The organism is Streptomyces sp. HNM0575 (genome assembly GCF_012726265.1).
GTDB lineage: Bacteria > Actinomycetota > Actinomycetes > Streptomycetales > Streptomycetaceae > Streptomyces.
Genome location: NZ_JAASAG010000010.1, coordinates 91,182 through 111,792, shown reverse-complemented (window position 1 = coordinate 111,792; position 20,611 = coordinate 91,182). Strand labels below are relative to the sequence as shown.

Sequence of the window (20,611 nt, the reverse complement as noted above, 5' to 3'; positions counted from 1 at the left end):
AGTTCCTAACCGACCACCCTGGGTCCGTGCCGGTGCTGGTGGTCGCCGTCGTCTTCGGAGTCCTCCGCTTCACGGTCCCGAAGGAGTCTCGCCACCGCTTCTGGACCGTATGGGCTCCAGCCCTTCAGGTATGGCTTCAGCTCCTCGGACTTCGGCTGTCGCGGGGTGGGCTTGGCCGGTAGCTCCTGCAGTGGGTCGAGTCGCTGGATGTAGGCGTGTGCCCAAGTCAACCATTCTCTGGTCGAGGCAGTTTCTTCCTCTTCGTTTCCGTCCGCCGCTGCCAGGCGTTGTTCCAGCGCTTCGCAGTAGTCACGGAGAGCTGCTGCTTCCCGCCATTTCCTGGCTTGTTCGGTGAGTGCGCTGGCCAACTGCGCCTCGACGGCTTGCTCCTTCGCCTTGTCCATTGCCTCTTGCCAGCGGACCTTGCGCTCGGCCTGCGCACGTTCCTGATCCACTTTGCGCTGGGCATCCTCTACAGCGCGAGCCTCGATCTCCCGGAGCACGGCGCCGAGGGTGTCCTCCAGCGTCCACCGCTTGCGGTCGCCCCACTGACGGCGTCGTCCGTCGTACCGGCCGTAGCCAAGGTCGATCATGAGCTTCGACGCACGGTCGGCATCCTCAGACTGCGGGTACTCGCGCTTGATCGTGACGGTGTAGGTGAAGTCCCCAACGGACAGGTTTATCTCCCCCTCGCGGCGCGAGTAACGGGAGGGGAAGTACTGACCGTTGTAGGAGTATGCGTGGCTTCGGTGACGGCCGGCGACTGGGTGCTCCTGCACCCTGTGGCCTCGCCGCACGGCTTCGGCTGCCAACCCTTGAAGGAGCAGGAGAGCGCGACGACGCATTGCCGCCGGCATCACCAGTCGGTCCTGGTCGTCTCGAAGGGCGGCCACCACCGGATGCGGCGAGCGCAGTTGGGACGGCACCGGTACCGCCGGGGCCTCGTCCGGCGACTCCTTGTTCGTGTTGGGGTGAGGTCCGTCCAGCAGTGAGATCTGCAAGTCACGGGTGCGGTTGAACAGCCGCTGCTTCTCGATGCGCCTGCCTTCGGGGACAAGCCCGTGGCGTTTTGCGAAGTCGACGATCCGCCGCCACTCCGTGATCTCTTCCTCGGTCGGGGCGGAGATGGTGACCTGCCGCCTGGCGGTGAGCTGCTCGACCAACTGGCTCGCCTTCGCCCGTCGAGCGAGAGGGATGGGCCTCTCGCTGTACGGAGTTGGCTTCTTCGGCGCGCTTTTCGCAGCCCGTGGTCGGCGTTTCGTTGCAGGCGGCTCTGCATCGCCGCTCCGCGCGTTCGGTGTACTGGATGCACCGGCGGTCGAGGCGGCCGGCTCGTCCTCCGCGTGCGCAGGATCGTCAGGGTGGTGACCGTGCTTGAGGTAGAACCTCCCGGCGTCGGTGACCTCGGTCAGGAGCTCGCCCCGTCGACGAGTGATCAGCAAGAGACCCCGGTCGCGCAAGGCGTAGGCCGAACGCCTTTGACTTGCAGCTTGCTCGCGTAGTTCCTCGCCCGCGTCGAGGCGGCCAAGGAGGCTACGTTGCCGATCGTTCAGCGGTGACCAGCGATGCATGCCGTCAGCTCACACCGAAACTCCATGCCGGGCAATCACTCGTGAGGGGGAACGAAGCGGCTCCTTGCAGGAGATCTGCGGTGCTCTATGCGTGACCGGACGGACAGCACTCCTTGGATTAGGGATCACCTCAGGAGCTCGCAGGCCTCATCAAGTGCTCGCAGAAGCAGAAGTCGCCGAGCACGACACCACCGCCCTCCTCGACCACGCCCTCCGCCAAATGAGGGTGGACAAGGCATCGGCGATCGTCAACGCCCCCAATGAACTGTCCGACGATCCCCGCGTTGACCTCCTCAAGCGGACCGTGACTGTCAGCCCTCAGAGACATACCGGAATAGTGATTGAGGAGTGACGCGATGCTTCTGGTGGCCCCGAGTGCGTGCCGGGGCCACCAGAAGGGCTCCGGTCAGCGCCTGCTCATGACCCTGGGCAGGACTTTGCTTCGCGCAGGCCCTGCAGCGAGGCCGATGCGGCCCTCGATACGGCGAACTTCACCGACCGGGACGTCGTCCGTGAGTGGGACGACATACACGGTTGCCCAATCGAGTGTCTTGGGCCGATCGTTGAGGTGTTGCATGAAGCGCGTTCCGACACCGATTGTGGTGGATCCGACGTAGAGGATCCGTCCGGACCATCCGCAGACCACGTAGACGGCGTTGTGGGCGGGGGCCGGAATGCTGGGACTGAATGGATACGGTCCGCAGGGCCCGTCGGGGTGAAGCCAGTCGCCAGCATACGCGGCGAGAGACGCGAGCCGCTCAGGGATCATGACGCAGCCTCGATCTTGTCAGAGTCCTCGTCCTCCCATGCTTGAACGGCTTCATCTGGGTCGTTCAGGTACTCGGATACCCAGTTGTCCCCTCGCAGAGCCGTGGCCTGGGCGCTATTGCGGTTGCGGCGTTCCCAGATACGACCCCAAAACTCCAAGTCGGAGGTTGCCTCATCGAGGGTGGACTTCCACTCATGGACATGATTGCGGTCCATTCCGACGGTCTCAACGTGGTCGGATCCGTCAGCGGCTTTGACTGCACGGATAGCGGCCATTGCGTCAGCGAGGCGACGAGCTGCGGCGCCAAAGACGGCTGCGGCGTCGCGGAGGGCATCGTCGGGAGTATCGGTGGAGGTCGGCCGGGTGGGAGAACCTGCCTTGGGGAACATTGAACGTAGGTAGACATCGTTGAGGGTCTGGTCCTGGGCGCGATCCTCGGTGAGTCGGATGCCGCCGTCTTCGTTCACAGCACGGAGCGCTGGCCGACCGTCGTTGTGGTCGACGATTGCGCGGTGCAGCTGGAGGATGCCGAGGCGCGACGAGAGCATCGTGTCGATGACCTCGCCGGGGCGGCGGCGGTCGTCGTCATTCGGATTGTTGCTGGTCCCGCGGTCGGCCCACAGAGACAGTGTAGAGATGAGCGGGTACGCCGCACGTGCCGCGAGTTCAAGTCGGGCCTGGCCGGGGTCGCCTGCCGGATTGCTGTCGAACTCGACGAGGGCATCGGCGAGAACAGCATCGGCATCCCGATGAGTGGGCTTGAAGTGGTTGTCTCGTACGGACACGAACCCGTGCTGCATATAGCGGCGCACACGGTCAGGGCTTGTTCCCTCACCGGCGACGGACCGCACGATCAGCGCCACGGCGAGCTTGACGCGGAAATTCTTCGTAATGCGTTTGCGAGTTGATTGACGGGTCACGGCGTCCCGGATGGCATCACGCACCTCTTGGTCATTGCTGGAGAAGAGCGCGATGATCTCTGCCGCCCGGATGGCCGGGTCAGTGGGCAGATGGGCAGCCTTTGCTTGGGAACGGCTGATGGCGCCGGCAAGCCACCGGCGGCGCAGAGGCGTTAGAAGGCCCCGGTCTTCCATGACCGTCAACGCTTCGTCGGCGAGGGATTCAAGCTCTGGTCCCTCGCCCCACTCCTTCGGTGCGTCGACGTGGCGAAGTGCTACCAGGGACTTGACGGCTGAAGAGAAGCGGTCGGGTCCCCCTGGCAGAGGGCGGTAGCCCACAAGGATCAGCGCTGGCATGGTCTCGCAACGCAGCGCTTCGGACTGCTTGGCCGTGGGGCCCTGCCCCAACGCTGTGTTCAGGTCCTTGATCCGTCCACGCATGGCAGTGTCAGACTCGGCCTTCACGACGACGTCGACACTGTTGCCGTCACCGAGGATGTCGTGAGCAGCGGTCGTGCGCGACGATCCCTCAGCCGTGGTCACTGCCCAGAGATCGGGACTTCCGTCATCGACGTGGGAGTAGCGGCTGGCAACGAGCCACACCTCGGTAAGCACGCCCTGATTGCGGATCGAGTACCGCCAATCATTGGCACCGAGTACTGCCCGGGCAGCGAGAGCAGACGCCCACGTCATGTGCTCCGCAGACTCGACCTCTAGCTCAAGGTATGGCGTGACGCCGTTGCTGGTCGGGTCGTCGACAGGCGCGAACCGGGACTCCTCGTCGGTCCCGGGTTCGACAGCCACCGGGTGGCGGCGGGCGTCCCCGATCCTGGGGTTACGGATGTCAGGCAAGGTGCGGCGTGTCCACACCCGTGCTCGGACGGCAAGGAGAATCCCCCCGGTGATGGCAAGTTCGGTCGGGGTCTCGATGGATCGGCGCAACTCAGCCGGATCAATGACCGCGTTGGCGATGCATGTCGCTGCAGCCGGATCGAGGCTGAAGGCGTCCGCGAGCTTCTCTGCCGCCTTGCGACGGGCAGCGATGGGTGCGAGTTCGGGGAGCTTGACGACCGGCCGGGGAGGCACGTGGTCGTGGATGGAGGTGGTTTCTTCAACGGGTGCAGACATCTTCCGGTGCCCTCCTGGGCGCGTTCGGGCACGCCAAGAGTCACGAAAACGAGAGAAGCACTGATCGTCCCGTTTGCTCCCGGAGTGCCACACGAATGTGGAGTCCATGCCCGGGAAGTCGGACGACCTAAGCCGTCGGGCGCATCCCCTCCAACGCGATCGGGATGAATCCCGATGTGGTCTTCGGCGGCAACGGAGCGCGCGGCAGGATCTGCAGCGTGAGGAAGCTCAGCCTCCACCTTGCCTACCTCGGGGGGAACCATCCCGAAGTGATCATGCTTTGCGCCCACGCGTCGCAGGCGCCTTTAAAGTTAGCACGGGCGGGCGAGTGGTGCATCCGAGTACGGATCAACGCATGCCTCCCGCAGGGTAGTTGGCCTTAGAAGCTGTTGTCTTACCGTGACGTTCGCCTGCTGCTCGAACGAGGTTCCCGGTCGGGTAAGTAGGTGAGGGGCATGCAGGAAGGCTTCCTGCATGACTAGAAGGTTGTTGAAGCCACGAGCGCGAGGAGCCCCTGTCGTCGCAGGTGGCGCGCGTCGTTGCCTGTCAAAGCCAACTCGGCTTCTCCATTGTGAGATTGCCCCGCACGCGTGTATGGCATCGCCGCGGATCAGGTGAGCGTGTGCGTCAGTATCCGTTGGGTATGGCTGAGGGCCGAGTGGGTCGAGGCGCACGCAGCGCTGTCGGTGCCGTGCTGGCTGGAGGGCAGGGGCGGGCAGTCGGAGGGCTACTGCCACTGGCAGTGATCGACGCATTCCGCTGGCTGGTGGCAGCGGCATCAAGTGGCGTGCGACGCCGCGGACTTCCCTGCTTGCGGCCCGGAATGTGCTTCTACTGGCCCTGGCGCAAGCGAACCTGATCAAGGAACTGCACGGCCTGCTGCGCGGGACGGTCCGCCATGTGGGCGGACGCAATCCGCAGCATACGGCGGGCGGGGATCTCCGACTCGCAGTCGGTCAAGGCCACGGTCTCCGTGCCTGTGCCATTACGCGGCTTCGACGGCGGGAAGGCGGTCAACGGCAGGAAGCGGTACATCCGCCGGGTCCGTCCCTTGGGGCTGCTGCTGGCAGTAGTGGTCACTGCGGCGAACGTGACGGACCGGGGCAGGGTGCACCCTGCTGGCCCCGCTGCGGGAGCGGTACTTCCAGCTGACGCTGGCGCGGGCGGACGGCGGCTACACCGGGCAGCTGTCGGCATCGCAGCGAAGGTCTGGCGGATGGTGCTGACCTTGGTTAAGCGCAGTGACGACGCTGCGGGTTCGAGGTGTTGCCCAAGAGAGGCTGGAAGAGCGAACGTTCGCGCGACCGATGCGCTCCCCACGCTTGGTCCGCGACTACGAACCCGCTCCCATACCGCTGAGGCGATGTTCCTGGGACCGATGACCTCGGGCATGAGCTGGCGCCTGGCACGGCGGCGACACCGAAGGCTCCTAGGTTGCTCGACCGGCCAGCCTCACAGCGATCACTCTTGGAAAGGTGATGGCTTCTCAGGTGTTTCACCTGGAAGTCAGAGCACACCTTGTGTGGCGCAGGCTCCTCAGCGTCTCGCTGCCTCCAGGAGAGGGTTGCGGGCCACGTACCGCCCACGGGAGTACAAGGGGTATTAACAGAAAACGGCCATGTGCCATCTATGGCAGGAGCCTCCACCGCGATTAAGATGCAGTTCAGGTCGCGATTTGTTAGTTGTGCCTCGACCTGCGGACGTACGTGTGGCGCCATGCCGGGAATCTGCGCAGCGTGCTGCGTACTTGTTCCCCGTGGCTTGACTGCCTACCGTCACGGCCATGAATACCGCAGATCCACTTCTCACCGGTGCGGATGTCGCGCGGCTTGCGGGCGTAAGACGTCCGGCTGTTAACAATTGGCAACGTCGCCATCCGGACTTCCCCGCGGCCATCCACTCGGGAGGCATGGAATCGTTCCCCCTCAGCCAGGTCATGGCATTCCTCGACGGCCGCGTGATCCGGCCCAGGTTCCTGGCCGACGGAGAACAGCACGGAACCACCTACGGGGACAGGGCGCGCCGCAGTCCGGAGGCCGCCGGTCTACGGCGGTATCAGGCGGTCGCCTCGGCTCCTGGCACGCGGAAGGCGCAGGATTCCGGGCGGACCGTCGCCGAACTCATGGGACCTGTGGCGGAGAGGATTCAGGGAGACGCTGGTGCCCGGACGGACTACGTGACCCTGATCGCGTCCGTCGCCGTCCTCCGGGCGTGCCGACCGGCTCGGTGGAGCGGACTGCTGCGCGCCGCCCCGCCGCGGCAGAGCCCGGATGAGGCCCGGCGGCTGCTCAGGCGCGTAGGGGACGCCGCTGATGACGCGTTGCGCGGCGTTGGGATCCTGCCGGGAGTCGGGCGCTCGCTCGACCGGCTAAGGCCCAGCTCGTACGCCGACGTCCAGCAGGTCATCCGCCTCGCCGGCGAGCTGGGGGCCGATGACTTCCCGCTGCTGCTTGAACACTTCGAGGAGCAGGCTGGGCTGAAGAGCGGTGAGTTCTTCACTCCGCGTGCTGTGACCCGGATGATGGCCGAGCTGCTGGTGTGTGAAGAGGATGAGCGGCTTACTATCTGCGATCCGTACCTGAGGGGCGGCGAACTGCTCGCGGCCGCAGTCGAGTCGGTACGCGACACTGGAGGGTCCACCCCCTCGCTGACCGTGCGCGGTACCGGCTCACATGAGGACACCCTGCGGCTCGCTGGCATGCACCTTCAGCTGCATGGCGTGCAGGCACGACTCGAGAAGGGCGGCGCCGCACCGTGGAACGAGCCGGACCAGCTGTCGGCGACCGCGGACCGGATCCTTCTCAACCCTCCGTTCAGTGCGGACGCATCCGCCCCGCGGGACAGCTCGCCGGGGCAGTGGCCCTACGGCCAGCCACCCCCGGGGAGCGGGCACTTCGCCTGGGTCCAGCACGTGCTCGGCAGGCTCGGCCCCCGAGGACGCGCTGCCATGCTGATGCCCAACAACGCGCTCTCTTCCGCCAGCGGGCAGGAGCGTGACATCCGTCGGAACCTGGTGGAGCAGGGAAGACTGGAGTGCGTCATCGCGCTTCCGGCGAAGCTGTTCCGCGGTACGACCATCCCGGTGTCCGTGTGGCTCCTCAGGAAGGAACCGAGCCCGAGCCGACAGGTCCTGTTCGTCGATGCGCGTCGAATGGGAGTCATGAAGTCGCGCACCCGGCGCGTACTCACTGAGGAGGACACGTCTGCGATCGTGCAATCCGTGGGGGCCTGGCACACCGATGAGGTGTACTCCCACCCGCCCCCAGGAACCGCCGTCCTCTCCACGGCCGTCGAGGCAGCCGAGGTCCGTGAGCGGGACTACTCGCTTAATCCGGCCGACTACGTGGTGCAAGCTGCGTCCGCCGGGCGCGACGCCGACGAGTTGGAAGCGGAGTACGAGCGCCGCGAACTGATGCTCCGGCGTGCGCAGCACCTCATGCTCGAGGCGGACCGGCAGGTAGCGAATGTGCAGCGGAAGCAGGCGTTCGTGCACCCCGTGAATAGTGCCGTCGGGAGCAATCAGTGGGAGGAGCGGCCGCTGGGCGAACTCTGCGATATCCAGGCAGGTCCCTCCCCCTCCCTCATTAAGCGCGCCCGTTCAGAGGACGGCGACGTGCCCGTGGTGCAGCCAAAACATCTGCGGGACCGCCGAGTCGTCGCGCCGGATCAGGTGATGGTGCTGCACGAGCATGCCGAGCGGCTCCTGCGGGCGTATCGGGTGGCCGGGGGCGACATCCTATGTGTGCGCACGGGCACGACAGGTCCCTCAGCGCTGGTGGAGCCCGCGCAGCACGGCTGGATTCTTGGCAGCAACCTGCTCCGCATCCGTCCGTCGGAGCATCAGGGGCAAGAGGCCCTCCCGGAGTACCTGCTGGCTTTCCTTTCCCTACCGGCTGTCGAGGAATGGATCCGGGCCCGCTCCACGGCCACCACTTCCATCGGGTCCATCAGCGCCGCTGCGCTCGGCCGGCTTCCGGTGCCGCTACCGACGTGGGACGAACAGGTCCGTATCGGGGGCCAGTTCAGGGCATACGACCAGCAGATCGTCACGCATCGCGAGTTCGCCGAGGCTGCCGAGCATTCGCGGACGGCGCTCGCCGAGTGCGTCCTGCAGAGGGCGGCGTCCGTGGTGCAGCCGGGGACAGCGAGGAAGGAGCAGGGAGATTGAGCACGGAACCGTCTCAGGATTCCTCGAGTGCCCGGTCTGCTTGGTTGCTGGCAGCGCTCTTCTGCTCCCTCGCCATCGCGCTGGCGACGGGCATCGTGATGAGCTGGGGAGGGGACAGGCCCGTCGAGGCCGCCAAGACGGGGGGAGCAGCGTTCGTCGCCTCCATGACCGTTTGGCTGACCGTCTTGAAGGAGCGCGGACGGCTCTAGATGTATTGGTCACGAGCGTTGTTGACCTTCGTGGGTCTTGATCATGGCGAAGACCTCCGGTGTGGTGGAGGTGTCTAGGCTTCACCGCACAACGGAGGTCTTCGTGTCCCACCGTAATGCCCGACTGACCGTGCACGCCAGGCGGTTGCTGGTCGAACGTGTCCGCTCAGGGTTTCCGGTAGCGCATGTGGCTGCCCAGATGGGCATCTCCCGGGTCACCGCGCACAAGTGGTTCCGCCGCTGGCGCCAGGAGGGCGATGCAGGACTGCACGACCGCTCCAGCCGTCCGCACCGCACACCGCGACGAACACCAGCGGCGAGGGAAGCGCAGATATGCAGTCTGCGGACCAGCCGGAAGCTCGGGCCTGCTCGCATCGGACCGATCCTGGGCATGCCGCCCTCCACCGTCCACCGGGTTCTGACCCGGCACGGGCTGCACCGTCTGTCCTGGATGGACCGGCCCACCGGCCGGCTCATCCGCCGCTACGAACGCAGCCGGCCCGGCGAACTGGTCCACATCGATGTGAAGAAACTCGGACGCATCCCCGACGGGGGAGGCTGGCGCGTCCACGGCCGGGAAGGCGCCCGGGCGGCCCGGCCGCAAAGCCGCCGCAGCACCGGCTACGACTACATCCACTCCGCCGTCGATGACCACTCCCGCCTCGCCTACAGCGAGGTCCACCCCGATGAGAAGGCCACCACCTGCGCAGGCTTCCTGCGCCGGGCAGCAGCCCACTTCGCCACCCTGGGCATCGACCGCATCGAACGCGTCCTGACCGACAACGCCCTGTCCTACCGCAACAGCGAACTGTGGAAGCAGGCCCTGACCGAGCTAGGGGCGACAGGCAAACGCATCCGCCCCTACCGGCCACAGACGAACGGCAAGGTGGAGCGCTTCAACCGCACCCTGCTCGACGAATGGGCCTACCAACGGCCCTACAGCAGCAACGCAGAACGCACCGCCGCACTCGACAACTTCCTGCACGCCTACAACCATCACCGGTGCCACACCGCACTGGCAGGCCAGCCACCGATCAGCCGCGTGAACAACGCACCAGGTCAATACATCTAGATGTGATGCAAGCCTTCCGCGGCGACAAGTACGGGCCAAACCGTGGAGCTCCACGGTTTGGCCGTCGCCGAGAGGCCGAGGGCGCCCCGCTGAACCCGCCGGTGAGAGGGCGTCGATGCGTGAGCGATGCGTGAGCGGACGGTGCGGCGCCATCCGGATCGGGTGTCCCTGAGCGGTGATCCGCAGAGCTCAGACCAGCAGAAACAGGATCAGGCCCTACCGCCCACCACCTCCCGTCACGATCTTGCAGGCCTCGTAATGCGTAGGTCGGGGGTTCGACTCCCCCAGGCGGCTCCCAGGTCAGAGGCCCCTTCCGGAGACGGGAGGGGCTTTTTGCGTTTTGGGTGGCGAGCTCTGCGCTGATCGGGGTCGTGGGGTGGGAGCGGGGGTCGGGTGGGTGGTCGGTGGGCTATGGATGCTCGGAATGGGTGCGTCCGGCGGGAGCGTTGAGGGAGCGTCGAAGTGGAGGTTCGTGGGATGGCCGATACGGAACCGGTTCCGGACGAGATGCCGGCCGCGGTGCTGACGGGCTTCGGCGGGCCGGAGGTGCTGGAGCTTCGGAGGGTGCCGCTCCCCGTTCCCGCGGAGGGCGAGGTCCTGGTCAGGGTCGCCGCCGCAGCGGTCAACAACACGGACGTCTGGACCCGTCAGGGTGCGTACGGGCTGCCCGGGCGGCCCGATGCCCTCGCGGGCTGGCGGGGTCCCGTCGACTTTCCGCGGATCCAGGGCGGCGACATCGCCGGTACGGTCGCCCGGGTCGGAGAGGGCGTCGGCGCTGAATGGACCGGCCGCCGGGTCCTGGTCGACCCGGCCATCTACGACGGCCCCAGCGGGGACGCGAACCCCGTCGGCCTTCTGGGCAGCGAGAGGGACGGTGGCTTCGCCGAGTACGTGGTGGTGCGGGGCGAGCGGATCCACGACATGGACGAGTCCCCTCTGACCGACGAGGAACTCGCGTGCCTGCCCGTCGCGTACGGGACGGCGACGGGAATGCTCGAGCGGGGCGGGATCGTCGCGGACGAGACGGTCCTGGTCACGGGGGCGTCGGGTGGGGTCGGGCTCGCAGCGGTGCAGCTGGCCACTGCGCGAGGGGCGCGGGTCGTGGCCCTCACCGCTCCCGGCAAGGACCAACTCCTCCTGGAAGCCGGGGCTTCGGCGGTCGTACATCGTCACAGCGACTCCGCCGTCGTCTCCGCGGCGGTCTCCGAAGCCGCGCCGAGCGGACTCGACGCGGTGATCGACGTCGTCGGAGGGCCGCTGCTGCCCGTACTGCTCACGCACGTGACCGACGGCGGCCGATGGGTGATCGCTGGCGGCATCGGCGGGCCGGAGATCGACTTCGATCTGCGGCGCCTGTATCTGCACAACATCAGCCTGATCGGCTCGTCGATGCACACTCCGGCGCAGTTCGCGCGCCTTGCCGAGGATGCCGTGGCGGGACGTGTCCGTCCGCGCATCGCGAGCCGTTACGGGCTGAGCGCCATCCACGACGCGCAGGAGGCTTTCACTCGCTCCAAGCACATCGGCAAGATCGTCCTGACGCCGTCCTGAGCGTCGGCCTGAGCGCTCGCCGAGAGCCCCGATGACGGACATCGCCGTCGGTCCCAACTCCCGGCGCCGATCTGCGCGTTGCCCCTTTTCCGATGTCGTCGACGCCGTTGCGACGGGCGACCGCACGCGTCATGCCGCGAGGGTCTCGTCGGGGCTGACTCCGTAGGCGTGGCGGTAGGAGGCCGTGAAGTCGGCGGTGCTGGCGTACCCCCAGCGTGCGGCCACGGAGGCCACGGTCGCCGGGTCCCGGGCGGCACCGGTCTCTTCGTCGTCCTTGCAGGCCAGGAGGTCGAAGTGCGCGCGGTCCAGGCGTACGGCGCGAAGGTGCCCGAAGGGGGTGGTGCTGTGGTGGCGGGCGAAGGCGATCTGGAGCGCGGGGGTGCTCACGCGCGCGGCCGTGGCGATCTCGGCCAGCCCGATGTCTGTGTGTGCGTACTCCTCCATGAACGCGATGCCCCGGCGGACGGCGCCCGGCGTGGCGTCGGCCCCGTCAGCCGAAGTGAGCTGTGGGCCACCGGTGTTGGGGAAGGTGTTGAGCGCGCTCTGGGCGAGGTGCCGGGCGAGGTTGGCGGTGACCAGTGGCTCCTTGAGCGCGTCGGAGCCGGCGCCGAGGAGGTCGCGGACGTGTGCCGCGGTCGTTCGCCACTGGTCGGCGAGTCCGGGGGACGCGGGCTGTGTTCCGGTGAAACGGAGGGCTCTGCCGGGCTGGTCCTCGGTGAAGCCGCCGGTCCGCGCCAGCAGGGACTGGCTCAGCACGACGGACCGGAAGTCGGGGCTGTGCACGCGGGAACAGTACGCCCTGTGCGGTGGTGCGTTGGCGCAGAGATCGCCGGGCCCCGCGCGCTGGACCGTGTCCCCCCAACGATGCTCCCTCCAGCCCGAGTTGATCTCGATGACCACGAACACCGGCAGGGGGTCGACGTCGAAGTCGGCGTCCATGTCCAGCCGCACGTCCTCCATGGCGAAGGAGCCGAAGTCGTCGCGGACGTGCTTGAAGAACCGGTCCTCTCCGAAGCTCCTGAAACGCAGGTCGTTTCCGTAGGCGTAGTTCACGAACTCGCGGGTCAGTTCCAGGTCGTTGCTCTCGAAGACACCCCGGGTGGGCGCATGGGTCGCGGTCAGAGTGTTCTCGTCGGCAGCGGCGGCGTTCATGACCTCCTCACCGTCCTTCGCCGTCCGGTCGGAAGCGCCGGGCCCGTCCCGGCGGCCGTCCGTACGTCGCCCGGAAGGCACTCCGTACATCGCCCTCGCCGTCCCTCGGAAACGGAAGAAACCGCAACATAACGGCTCGTCTTCGACGCTACTCCTCTCACCGGGCAGCGAGACAGGGCGTTGCGACCGGCCACAGGCCGTGACCGGCGCTCACCGGTGCTCACCGAGCGCATGCCGGGTGCACGCGGGGGCGACCGGGCCGGCGCCGGTCCCAACTCCTGTGGCGCTGCCCGCGGTTGACCCGCCCATCGCTGCCGCGTACCCCCGCCTCAGCCCGTCGGCCGCACGTCAACGGCCGCTGCTACGTTGCCCTTTCGGTGATTTCCGCTGCCGGTGAATCGTGATCTCGCGAGTCCCGCAGATGTCGACAGGGGGTGGGGACATGAGCGCGACGGTGGTGCTGCGGCACGCCGGAAGTCCTTCCGGGGAGGGGAGTTCTGCCGCGGAGAAGAAGCCCGGGCGGAAGCGGCGCCGGGGCCGGAAGGCCGGACCGGGGGAGGACGGCCGTGCGCGGTACGAGCTGACGGGCGCGGCCGTGGACGCCGCCGGCTCTCCCGTCTACCTCGACCGGGAGCTGCCGCCGGGGGGAGCCGAGGAGTACGTCTCGGCACGTAAGCGCAGCGTGCGCACCTTCGCGATGTGGACCGACCCGTACCGGCGACACCTCTGGGCGCGGGTCGTCACCGCCTCCGCCGCCGAGGGGCGGCCGGTGCGCTACGACGTGTGCGCCGCGGCGGGCGAGATCGTCGGCAGCGTGACCCGTGAGCGGTCGTTCAGCGGTGGAAGCGTCCGCGCCCGCTGGACCGTGCAGCAGGCGGAAGGGCCCGGCGCCGTCGGGTACAAGGGCCGCTGGTTCTGGTGGTGCGTGTGGTGGCTGATCTCTCCGTTGCAGGCGGTGGGTGCGGTGCTGTGCGTCGTCGGCGGTGACGGCGACCTCTTCCGGATGCCCCGGCGGGTCCGCTACTTCGCCGGGGGGCGCCGCGTACTGGACTACGGGAGCGGCTTCGAAGCCCGGCATCTGACGGCGGAGACGGAGGGCTGGGATCCGCGGATGCTCGCCGCGCTGACGGCGTTGCACAGCAGCCACGACGGGATCATGGGCGACTCGTGGGACACCGGCGGTTACGAGCCGCCCGCGCCGGCCGCCGGTTCCGCCGAGGCGGCGGAGGCGTCGGCGCCCGGGTCGTAGGACGGGCGTACCGCTCGTAGGACCGGCTCGTGGGACGGGTGTACCGCCCGCGGGGCCGTCGACGGGTGACGTCGGCTCCGCGGCCGTACGGTCACGTGCGCTCCTCGGGTCACGGCGGGCGGTCCGTGTGTGTCCGGCGGCCACATCCGCTCCTCGTCGCGTGTCATGTCGGTGACGGGCGGAGGCCCGTCGGCGGTACGAGCGTGAGGTACGAGCACGCGGCACGAGCGGCAGGAGCAGCCCATGAACGAAGGCGTGAAGACGATCATCTTCCCCGTTGCGCACCCGCATCTCGGGCGGTCCAAGGCCCTGTTCAGGGCGCTTCTGGGTGTCGAGCCACACATCGACGAGGAGTACTACGTCGGCTTCAGGGCGGGCGGGCAGGAGATCGGGCTGGACCCCAACGGCCACAGCAAGGGCATGACGGGCCCGGTCGGCTACTGGCACGTCGAAGACGTCGAGGCGTCCCTGAAGGCGCTCACCGGCGCGGGCGCGGAACCGTTCCAGGAGGTGCAGGACGTCGGCGGCGGCAGGCGGATCGCGGCCGTGCAGGACGCGGACGGCAATGTGATCGGTCTGCTGGAGGATTCCTGAGGCCGAGGGCGGTCGCGGGTGCGGGCGGCGCGTACGGAACCGCCGGCTCTTCATGGGTCGCGATCCTCAATAGGTTGTAACGCTAACTAGGTTGTGGTCTCATCTGTGCATGGTGACCGATAGACGAGCCAGCTGGCTCAAGGGCGTACTCGATCTGCTGGTGCTCGCCTGTCTGAGAGACGGGGAGAGCTACGGATACGAGATCGCCAAGCGCCTCGACGAGGCCGGTCTCGGACGGATCAAGGGCGGCACCCTCTATCCGGTGCTGAACCGGATGGAGGAGGCCGGCCTGGTGCGGGCCGACTTCCGGGCGGCCGAAAGGGGCCCCGGCCGGCGCTACTACCGGTTGACCGAGGAGGGCAGGGTCGGGCTCAAGTCACAGAGCGAGGCGTGGCTCGGCTTTCACGACGCGGTGAGGCGGACGCTCGAGAGCGGGGAGGACGGCGGGCGATGAGCAGCACGGACGGTACGGACGGTACGGAAGGCGTGGACAGCACGGACGGCACGGAAGGTGTCGACGGTACGGACGGTGTGGGCGGGACGCCCGGCACCGACGGGACGCGGGCCACGGACGGCGCGCACGAAACGCAGGCCACGGACGCCACGGGCCCGGACGGATCCGGTCCGGAAGGCACAGGCCCCGACGGCACAGGCCCCGACGCCACAGGCCCGGACGGATCCGGCCCCGCGGAAGCAGCGGCGTCCACGGCCTCCGGCGCCTACTTCGCGAGGCTCGCCGAGCTGATGCGAGAGCGCGGAGTGCCGCAGGCCCGGATCGCCACGCTCACAAGGGAGTTGAGCGCTTTCGCGGACGAGGCGGGCGGCGAGGTCGCGGAGGAGTTCGGCCCGGTGGAGGAGCTGGCGGAGCAGCTGTCCGAACGGGAGAGCTCGGGACTGACGGAGGCCCCGGACGGAACGGCGGGTCCGGCGGCCCCCGGCGACGGTGCGGAGACCTGGGTGTGGACGGCCGACGCCTTCAAGGACGTACGGCTGCTGGAGCACTTCGGCGGCCAGGGCTGGGAGGTCGAACGGCTCGACAGGCTGGGCCGTTTCGTGTGCCGTCGCGATGCCGGCGACCCGATGCGCTGGGAGTACCGGCGCGAGACGGCAGGCCGTGCCCGACGGGCCGTGCGCACGGGCGAGTTGAGGCCCGAGGGCTGGGAAGAGTGCGGCGTGTGGGGTCCGTTCACGTACTACAAGCGCCCCGCCGCCGTCCTTGACGGGCCCGCCGCCCGGCTCAGCGAGGCGCCCGCGCCGCCGGCCAGGCGCGTCTACATCGGCAAGGGGGTCTACGGCTGGATCGGGGTCTGCGTACTGGCCGTGGTGGTCGCGGCCTGGTCGGGCGCGCTGGAGGCGGACTTCACCGATCTGGGCACCCTGGCGGGGCTGTGCGTCGGCATGGCGGTGGGCGGCGGTGCGGCCTGGGGGCTGTGGCGCTCGGTACAGGGGACCCGGACGCCGGACGGCGACTCGTAGAGGCGGAAGCGGCGGCCCGAACAGGCGACCCGAAGCGGTGGCCCGGAGAGGACCGGCCCCGAGGGTGCGCGGAGCCGGAGCCACGGCCGGAGCCAGGGCCCGGAAGGACCGTACGGAAGGACGCCCCCGAGCGGCTGCGGACGAACTCTCCGTTTCCCCGGGGCTCACCCGCGATACGTTGCCGCCCGCCCCCGCTCCTGTCAGCCTTCGTGTACGGGCCATGACACAGAGTCCCGGGAGTGGTCGGATGGAGAGCACGCACTGGATCTACGCGGTGCTGGTGCTCGCCACCATGCCGCCGATGGTCCCCAACTCCGCGCTCGTGGCGGGCGCGGGCGCCATGGCCGCGGCGGGCGGTCTCAGCCTTCCGCTCCTGGTCGGCGTGCTGCTGGTGAGCACCGTCACCGGTGACCTCGGTACGTTCTGGGCGGGCCGCAGATCGAGTGGGCGGGCGCTCGGATGGCTGTGCCGCAGACCCGCCCGGCGCTCGATGCTGGAGTGGACGGCGGCACGCTTCCGGCGGTACGGGGTGCCCGCGGTGATCGCCGTGCGGTTCGTGCCCGGCGGGCGCGGGGTGGGCGGGCTGACCGCCGGTGTCGTCGGCTATCCCGTGCGCGGCTTTCTGCTCGGCGCGGTGGTCGCCGAGGCCATCTTCGTCTCGTACACGCTCGGACTCGGCTACCTGGGCGGGCGGTTCGCCATGGACGGCGTCGCCCGCTGGCTCGTGGGCCCCGCGGTCTCGCTGCTCGTCGCCGGGGTGGTGCTGGCCGTGCAGCGGGTGCGCGGCGTCCGCGACCCCGGGCGGTCCGGTCCCGGAGACCGCGAGCCCGGGCTTCACGACCCCGGTTCGTACGATCCCGGGCTTCACGACCCAGGTTCGTACGATCCCGCGCTTCACGATCCCGGTCCGCACGGCCCGGAGTTCCCCGACCCCGAGTCTCCCGACCCGGTCACGTAGCGGCAGGCACAGCCCCGAGGTCTCACTCGAACGGAACCGGCCGCCTGGGAGACGCCGTTAAGCCGGTGCACCTTTTCAGCTATGCGGCACCGTAAGCCGAAGCGCAGGCGTCCCTCACGGATCGTGTACGCGGCACTCGTGCCGTGCGCGTTCGCCATGACCTGGAAGGAGCCGGCCGAGAACGTGCTGTCGCCCGCCCCGCACCGGCCGCCGCACCGCGACCACGGTCCTTCGGAGGCGGGCGCACGGCCCGCTGCTCCCCGCCCCGGGATCGTCGCGCGCCGCTCCTGGAACGCCGACGAGGGCATGGTCCGCGAGAAGGCGTCGACCATGCGGAACGTACGGGCCGTCTTCGTCCACCACACGAGCCAGCCCAACGACTACGAGTGCAAGGACGTGCCGCGGCTGCTGCGTCAGCTGGAGGCCGAACACGTCGAACGCGGCTGGGACGACCTCGGATACAACTTCGTCGTCGATCACTGCGGCACGATCTACGAAGGGCGCGCAGGTGCCCGGGACCACTCGGTCGAGGGCGCGCACACCAAGGGCTTCAACGCCGGGACCATCGGCGTCGCCGCCGTCGGCACGTTCGACGAGGGGGCCGAGGTGCCGCGCGCGATGCTCGATTCCATCGCCGCCCTGGCGGCCTGGAAGCTGAAGCCCGGCGTCGACGCACGTGGCACGACGCAGCTCGTCTCGTCCAGCAGCGAGAGCCGCTTCGACAAGGGCGACCGCGTCCGCTTCCGCGTCATAACCGGTCACCGCGACGCCTACGAGACCTTCTGTCCCGGCGAGGCGCTCTACGACAAGCTCGGCTACGTACGCGACAAGGCCGCCCGCCTGCGTGAACGCGCCGGCTCCGGCAGGAACGGCCGTCCGCGCCCTCCGCACTCGGAGGCGGAGCGGCGGTGACGGCGGTGACGGGATCACGGACCCGGCTCCCCGGCTCCCCGGCACCCCGGCTCCCCGGCACCCCGCCTCCGGACTCCGCCCCCGGACCCCGGACCTCACGGGCCCGCGCTCAGGCGGACTTCAGGAAGTCCAGCAGGTCGCTGTTGAACTCGTCGTGACGCTTGCCGTACAGACCGTGCGGCGCCCCCGGGTAGATCTTGAGCGCCGGGTCCTTGACCAGTTCCGCGGTCTTCGGGGACGAGGCCTGTATGGGGACGATCTGGTCGTCGTCGCCGTGCGCGATGAAGACGGGCACGTCGATCCGGGTCAGGTCGTCCGTGAAGTCGGTCTCCGAGAACGCCTTGATGCAGTCGTACGAGGCGTTCAGCGCCACGCTCATCGCCATCAGCCAGAACGCGTCGCGCGTGCCCTCGGAGACATCCGAGCGCGGCCTGTTGGCGCCGTAGAAGGGCGCCGTCAGGTCCTGGTAGAACTGCGAGCGGTCCTTGCGGACGCCCTCGCGCGACTCGTCGAAGACCTCGACGGACTGCCCCTCCGGATTCGCGTCGGTCTTCAGCATCAGCGGCGGTACGGCGCTGAGCAGCACGGCCTGTGCGACGCGTGACGTCCCGTGCGCGCCGAGGAAGCGCGTCACCTCGCCGCCTCCCGTCGAGTGGCCGACGAGCGTGGCGTTGCTGAGGTTGAGCGTGTCCATCAGCTGTGACAGGTCGTCGGCGTAGGTGTCCATGTCGTGGCCGTTCCACGGCTGGCCGGAACGTCCGTGACCGCGCCGGTCGTGCGCGATGACGCGGTAGCCGTGCGACGCGAGGAAGAACAGCTGCGGGTCCCAGACGTCCGCGGTCAGCGGCCAGCCGTGGCTGAAGACGACCGGACGTCCGGAGCCCCAGTCCTTGTAGAAGATCTCGGTCCCGTCGCTGGTGGTGATGGTGCCCATGACTGGACTCCTTCCTCCCTCGGGTTACGTGCCCACCGTCGCGCGCCTGCGTCCGCGTCGCAGCGCGAACGCGTCACCGCCGGTCGGGGCGGTCGCGGACGGCGCGCGTGCGCAAGCGGTGACCGGCGCCGACGGCATGTGCACGGCCCTCTCGCCACGGTCGCCGCCCTGCCGGGAACGGCTGAGCGACCCGCGGGCGCGCGGGACGGCGGGTGGCGCCCCCGCCGGGCTCACGTACGCCGCGTGTTCGCCTTGCCGTGTAAGTCCCTTGAGTGCGCGGGACGTACCTCCATCGAGCGATACGTACGGGGGCGGGGAGGGTCGCGGGACCGGTGTGGCGGAAGCTCTCCGGGCGTCGCGTCGGCATGCGGTACGGCCCGGAAGCGGCTCCGCGTGCAACGGCCGTACTGGCCGCGTACGTACGGGAGATGAGAGCGAGGCGGGGTCACCGGCGGCGCGGAAGGGCCTGGGCATCCGCCGACCGGATCCACCAACTGCCCTCATGGCAGGGGGAGTTGGGCCGCGGCCGACCGGGACGCAGGAGCGACGGGGCCTCGGTACGCCCGCGGGGACAGGCGGCCGCGGCGGCGCCCTCCACGAGCGGGGCGCCCGAAGGTGACGGCCTGACTGCCGTTCATCGGGCCGCACTTGTGTACCCAGGGGGAATCGCGCGGAAACGCGCAGCGCGCCCGAGCGGCACCGCGGATCCCGCAGTCCGCGCCACTAGGTTGAGAGCTACGACGATACGGATTGCATGATTTGGACTGTGAATTCAGGACATATGGACGGGACCGAGAGGACACAGGGTCTGCATGGAGCCGCGGGAGCTGTGGGAACGGCACACGGTGCTGGCGAGAGCGTTCTGCCAGAGCGACGAGGAGGTGCGTTCGGCGCAGACGACGCTCGACGACGCCCAGGCGAGCCGGGCCCGTTCCCTGGCGGCGTTCGCCGTCGTGGTCGGCAACGACAAGGCGGTCGCCGAGATGCTCGGCCTTCCGGAGCGGGAGGTGCGCATCGCACGGCGCACCGTGGGGCGTGAGGACGCCCGTTCACTCGCGGACGACCTGCTGATGCCGCCGCCGGTCCAGCTCCAGCAGCAGCCCATGGGCACCGGCAACCACGACGAGAACGTGCGGGCAAACGATACGGCGCACGCCCAGGCGCACACGCAGCCTCAGCCGCAGGTCGCGCCACAGGGCCAGGCCCCGGCGGCGGAGCACCCGCAGCCTCCGGAGCAGCCTCAGCCACAGGTCCACTACCAGGCGCAGGCGGCGCAGGGCCAGCAGCCCCAGCAACATCAGCAGCAACAGACGGTGCAGACACAGCAGATGGCGTCGCAGCCGCAGGCTCCGGTGCACTCGGCCCCGTACCAGACGCAGCACCACACGGCCCAGCAGACGTACTACCAGCAGCAGGAGCACTCCTACTACCAGCCGCAGGAGCAGCAGTACCAGCAGCCGCAGGACCACTACCAGCCGCAGGACCACTACCAGGCGTACGACCACACGCAGCTGCCCGACCACATGGGCTGGTCGCCCGTGCAGGACGCGGTGCTCGTCGACGGCTGGCAGTCCGGCGTCGACCTGGAGATCCTCGCGCTCGAACTCGGCACCGACCTGCGGAGGCTGACGGCGCGGGCGCAGTATCTCTCCGCGCAGGGACGGCTGTTGGTCGCCCCGGAGGAGACGGGCCGGCAGGGCGGCAAGCACCGCAGGGAGACGGTCGCCCACCACACGGGGATCCCGGCGCAGCAGATGAGTCCTCCTGGGGACATGCTGCTGCCGGACGGGCTGGTGCCCGACGGATACGGCGGCTACTGGGCGAACTGGAATGAGATGCTGCCCGCCCCGCAGGGCTGATCGCACGGTCGCCGGCACGGGACGGGAGCCGCATCCGGAGCGGGCGGGAGCCCCATCCGGACCGGGCGGCGGGCAGGCGGGCGGCACGTCCCCGGCTCTCCGTCCGTTGA

The 20,611-nt window shown here is 68.9% G+C and carries 18 protein-coding genes; 13 read left to right on the top strand and 5 right to left on the bottom strand.

What is annotated here, in order from left to right; translation table 11 throughout:
• Nucleotides 1–5: 5 nt before the first annotated feature.
• Entirely contained in the window at nucleotides 6–1,163 is a 1,158-nt protein-coding gene (locus HCC61_RS23015; protein ID WP_240969211.1) for a hypothetical protein, read from the bottom strand.
• A gap of 562 nt (nucleotides 1,164–1,725) precedes the next feature.
• On the opposite strand from HCC61_RS23015, the gene HCC61_RS23010 reads away from it, so the two are divergent.
• Nucleotides 1,726–1,923, top strand: a complete 198-nt coding sequence (locus HCC61_RS23010; RefSeq protein ID WP_169138361.1) for a hypothetical protein — start codon at nucleotides 1,726–1,728, stop codon at nucleotides 1,921–1,923.
• A 413-nt stretch (nucleotides 1,924–2,336) separates the two neighbouring features.
• Here the strand turns inward: HCC61_RS23010 and HCC61_RS23005 are convergent, their stop codons facing one another.
• Nucleotides 2,337–4,367, bottom strand: a complete 2,031-nt coding sequence (locus tag HCC61_RS23005) for a hypothetical protein (RefSeq protein WP_169138359.1) — start codon at nucleotides 4,365–4,367, stop codon at nucleotides 2,337–2,339.
• Between the two features lie 620 nt (nucleotides 4,368–4,987).
• On the opposite strand from HCC61_RS23005, the gene HCC61_RS31315 reads away from it, so the two are divergent.
• Nucleotides 4,988–5,113, top strand: coding sequence for a hypothetical protein (locus HCC61_RS31315; protein WP_277349087.1), 126 nt, complete (start codon nucleotides 4,988–4,990; stop codon nucleotides 5,111–5,113).
• A gap of 85 nt (nucleotides 5,114–5,198) precedes the next feature.
• Here HCC61_RS31315 and HCC61_RS23000 read toward each other — a convergent pair whose 3' ends face one another.
• Nucleotides 5,199–5,447, bottom strand: coding sequence for a hypothetical protein (locus tag HCC61_RS23000; protein ID WP_169138357.1), 249 nt, complete (start codon nucleotides 5,445–5,447; stop codon nucleotides 5,199–5,201).
• Nucleotides 5,448–6,150: 703 nt separating this feature from the next.
• Between HCC61_RS23000 and HCC61_RS22995 the strand changes: the two genes are divergently transcribed.
• From HCC61_RS22995 to HCC61_RS22980, 4 genes are all read left to right on the top strand, one after another.
• On the top strand, nucleotides 6,151–8,535 hold the full coding sequence (locus tag HCC61_RS22995; protein WP_169138355.1) for an N-6 DNA methylase: 2,385 nt from the start codon (nucleotides 6,151–6,153) through the stop codon (nucleotides 8,533–8,535).
• A gap of 44 nt (nucleotides 8,536–8,579) precedes the next feature.
• Nucleotides 8,580–8,744, top strand: coding sequence for a hypothetical protein (locus HCC61_RS22990; protein WP_169138353.1), 165 nt, complete (start codon nucleotides 8,580–8,582; stop codon nucleotides 8,742–8,744).
• 103 nt (nucleotides 8,745–8,847) lie between these two features.
• Nucleotides 8,848–9,816, top strand: coding sequence for an IS481 family transposase (locus HCC61_RS22985; protein WP_169138674.1), 969 nt, complete (start codon nucleotides 8,848–8,850; stop codon nucleotides 9,814–9,816).
• Nucleotides 9,817–10,293: 477 nt separating this feature from the next.
• Nucleotides 10,294–11,367 carry a zinc-binding dehydrogenase gene (locus HCC61_RS22980; protein ID WP_240969210.1) on the top strand — a complete coding sequence of 358 codons (1,074 nt, stop codon included), beginning with the start codon at nucleotides 10,294–10,296 and terminating at the stop codon, nucleotides 11,365–11,367.
• A 129-nt stretch (nucleotides 11,368–11,496) separates the two neighbouring features.
• Here the strand turns inward: HCC61_RS22980 and HCC61_RS22975 are convergent, their stop codons facing one another.
• On the bottom strand, nucleotides 11,497–12,519 hold the full coding sequence (locus tag HCC61_RS22975) for a helix-turn-helix transcriptional regulator (protein WP_169138351.1): 1,023 nt from the start codon (nucleotides 12,517–12,519) through the stop codon (nucleotides 11,497–11,499).
• Nucleotides 12,520–12,961: 442 nt separating this feature from the next.
• On the opposite strand from HCC61_RS22975, the gene HCC61_RS22970 reads away from it, so the two are divergent.
• The 6 genes from HCC61_RS22970 to HCC61_RS22945 all read left to right on the top strand — a co-directional run bounded on the left by HCC61_RS22970 (nucleotide 12,962) and on the right by HCC61_RS22945 (nucleotide 17,708).
• Nucleotides 12,962–13,768, top strand: a complete 807-nt coding sequence (locus tag HCC61_RS22970) for a hypothetical protein (RefSeq protein WP_169138349.1) — start codon at nucleotides 12,962–12,964, stop codon at nucleotides 13,766–13,768.
• Nucleotides 13,769–14,011: 243 nt separating this feature from the next.
• Nucleotides 14,012–14,362 carry a VOC family protein gene (locus HCC61_RS22965; RefSeq protein ID WP_169138347.1) on the top strand — a complete coding sequence of 117 codons (351 nt, stop codon included), beginning with the start codon at nucleotides 14,012–14,014 and terminating at the stop codon, nucleotides 14,360–14,362.
• Nucleotides 14,363–14,471: 109 nt separating this feature from the next.
• Nucleotides 14,472–14,816 (top strand): PadR family transcriptional regulator, encoded by a 345-nt coding sequence (locus HCC61_RS22960; protein ID WP_169138345.1) that lies wholly within the window; start codon nucleotides 14,472–14,474, stop codon nucleotides 14,814–14,816.
• On the top strand, nucleotides 14,813–15,838 hold the full coding sequence (locus HCC61_RS22955) for a hypothetical protein (protein WP_240969209.1): 1,026 nt from the start codon (nucleotides 14,813–14,815) through the stop codon (nucleotides 15,836–15,838). Before HCC61_RS22960 ends, HCC61_RS22955 begins: the two co-directional genes overlap by 4 nt.
• A gap of 247 nt (nucleotides 15,839–16,085) precedes the next feature.
• Nucleotides 16,086–16,796: a VTT domain-containing protein gene (locus tag HCC61_RS22950; protein ID WP_169138343.1), complete on the top strand. Its 711-nt coding sequence runs from the start codon at nucleotides 16,086–16,088 to the stop codon at nucleotides 16,794–16,796.
• An 81-nt stretch (nucleotides 16,797–16,877) separates the two neighbouring features.
• Nucleotides 16,878–17,708 carry an N-acetylmuramoyl-L-alanine amidase gene (locus tag HCC61_RS22945; protein ID WP_169138341.1) on the top strand — a complete coding sequence of 277 codons (831 nt, stop codon included), beginning with the start codon at nucleotides 16,878–16,880 and terminating at the stop codon, nucleotides 17,706–17,708.
• 109 nt (nucleotides 17,709–17,817) lie between these two features.
• Here HCC61_RS22945 and HCC61_RS22940 read toward each other — a convergent pair whose 3' ends face one another.
• Nucleotides 17,818–18,642, bottom strand: a complete 825-nt coding sequence (locus HCC61_RS22940) for an alpha/beta hydrolase (protein WP_169138339.1) — start codon at nucleotides 18,640–18,642, stop codon at nucleotides 17,818–17,820.
• Between the two features lie 812 nt (nucleotides 18,643–19,454).
• Here HCC61_RS22940 and HCC61_RS30280 point away from each other — a divergent pair.
• Nucleotides 19,455–20,501, top strand: coding sequence for a hypothetical protein (locus tag HCC61_RS30280; RefSeq protein WP_206322902.1), 1,047 nt, complete (start codon nucleotides 19,455–19,457; stop codon nucleotides 20,499–20,501).
• Nucleotides 20,502–20,611: the final 110 nt, after the last annotated feature.

Coding starts and splice junctions, on each gene's coding strand:
- HCC61_RS22970 (WP_169138349.1), top strand. CDS start 12,962: ATGAGCGCGACGGTGGTGCTGCGGCACGCCGGAAGTCCTTCCGGGGAG.
- HCC61_RS22940 (WP_169138339.1), bottom strand. CDS start 18,642: ATGGGCACCATCACCACCAGCGACGGGACCGAGATCTTCTACAAGGAC.
- HCC61_RS22950 (WP_169138343.1), top strand. CDS start 16,086: ATGGAGAGCACGCACTGGATCTACGCGGTGCTGGTGCTCGCCACCATG.
- HCC61_RS22975 (WP_169138351.1), bottom strand. CDS start 12,519: ATGAACGCCGCCGCTGCCGACGAGAACACTCTGACCGCGACCCATGCG.
- HCC61_RS22955 (WP_240969209.1), top strand. CDS start 14,813: ATGAGCAGCACGGACGGTACGGACGGTACGGAAGGCGTGGACAGCACG.
- HCC61_RS22965 (WP_169138347.1), top strand. CDS start 14,012: ATGAACGAAGGCGTGAAGACGATCATCTTCCCCGTTGCGCACCCGCAT.
- HCC61_RS23005 (WP_169138359.1), bottom strand. CDS start 4,367: ATGTCTGCACCCGTTGAAGAAACCACCTCCATCCACGACCACGTGCCT.
- HCC61_RS22945 (WP_169138341.1), top strand. CDS start 16,878: ATGCGGCACCGTAAGCCGAAGCGCAGGCGTCCCTCACGGATCGTGTAC.
- HCC61_RS22960 (WP_169138345.1), top strand. CDS start 14,472: ATGGTGACCGATAGACGAGCCAGCTGGCTCAAGGGCGTACTCGATCTG.
- HCC61_RS30280 (WP_206322902.1), top strand. CDS start 19,455: ATGGAGCCGCGGGAGCTGTGGGAACGGCACACGGTGCTGGCGAGAGCG.
- HCC61_RS22980 (WP_240969210.1), top strand. CDS start 10,294: ATGGCCGATACGGAACCGGTTCCGGACGAGATGCCGGCCGCGGTGCTG.
- HCC61_RS22995 (WP_169138355.1), top strand. CDS start 6,151: ATGAATACCGCAGATCCACTTCTCACCGGTGCGGATGTCGCGCGGCTT.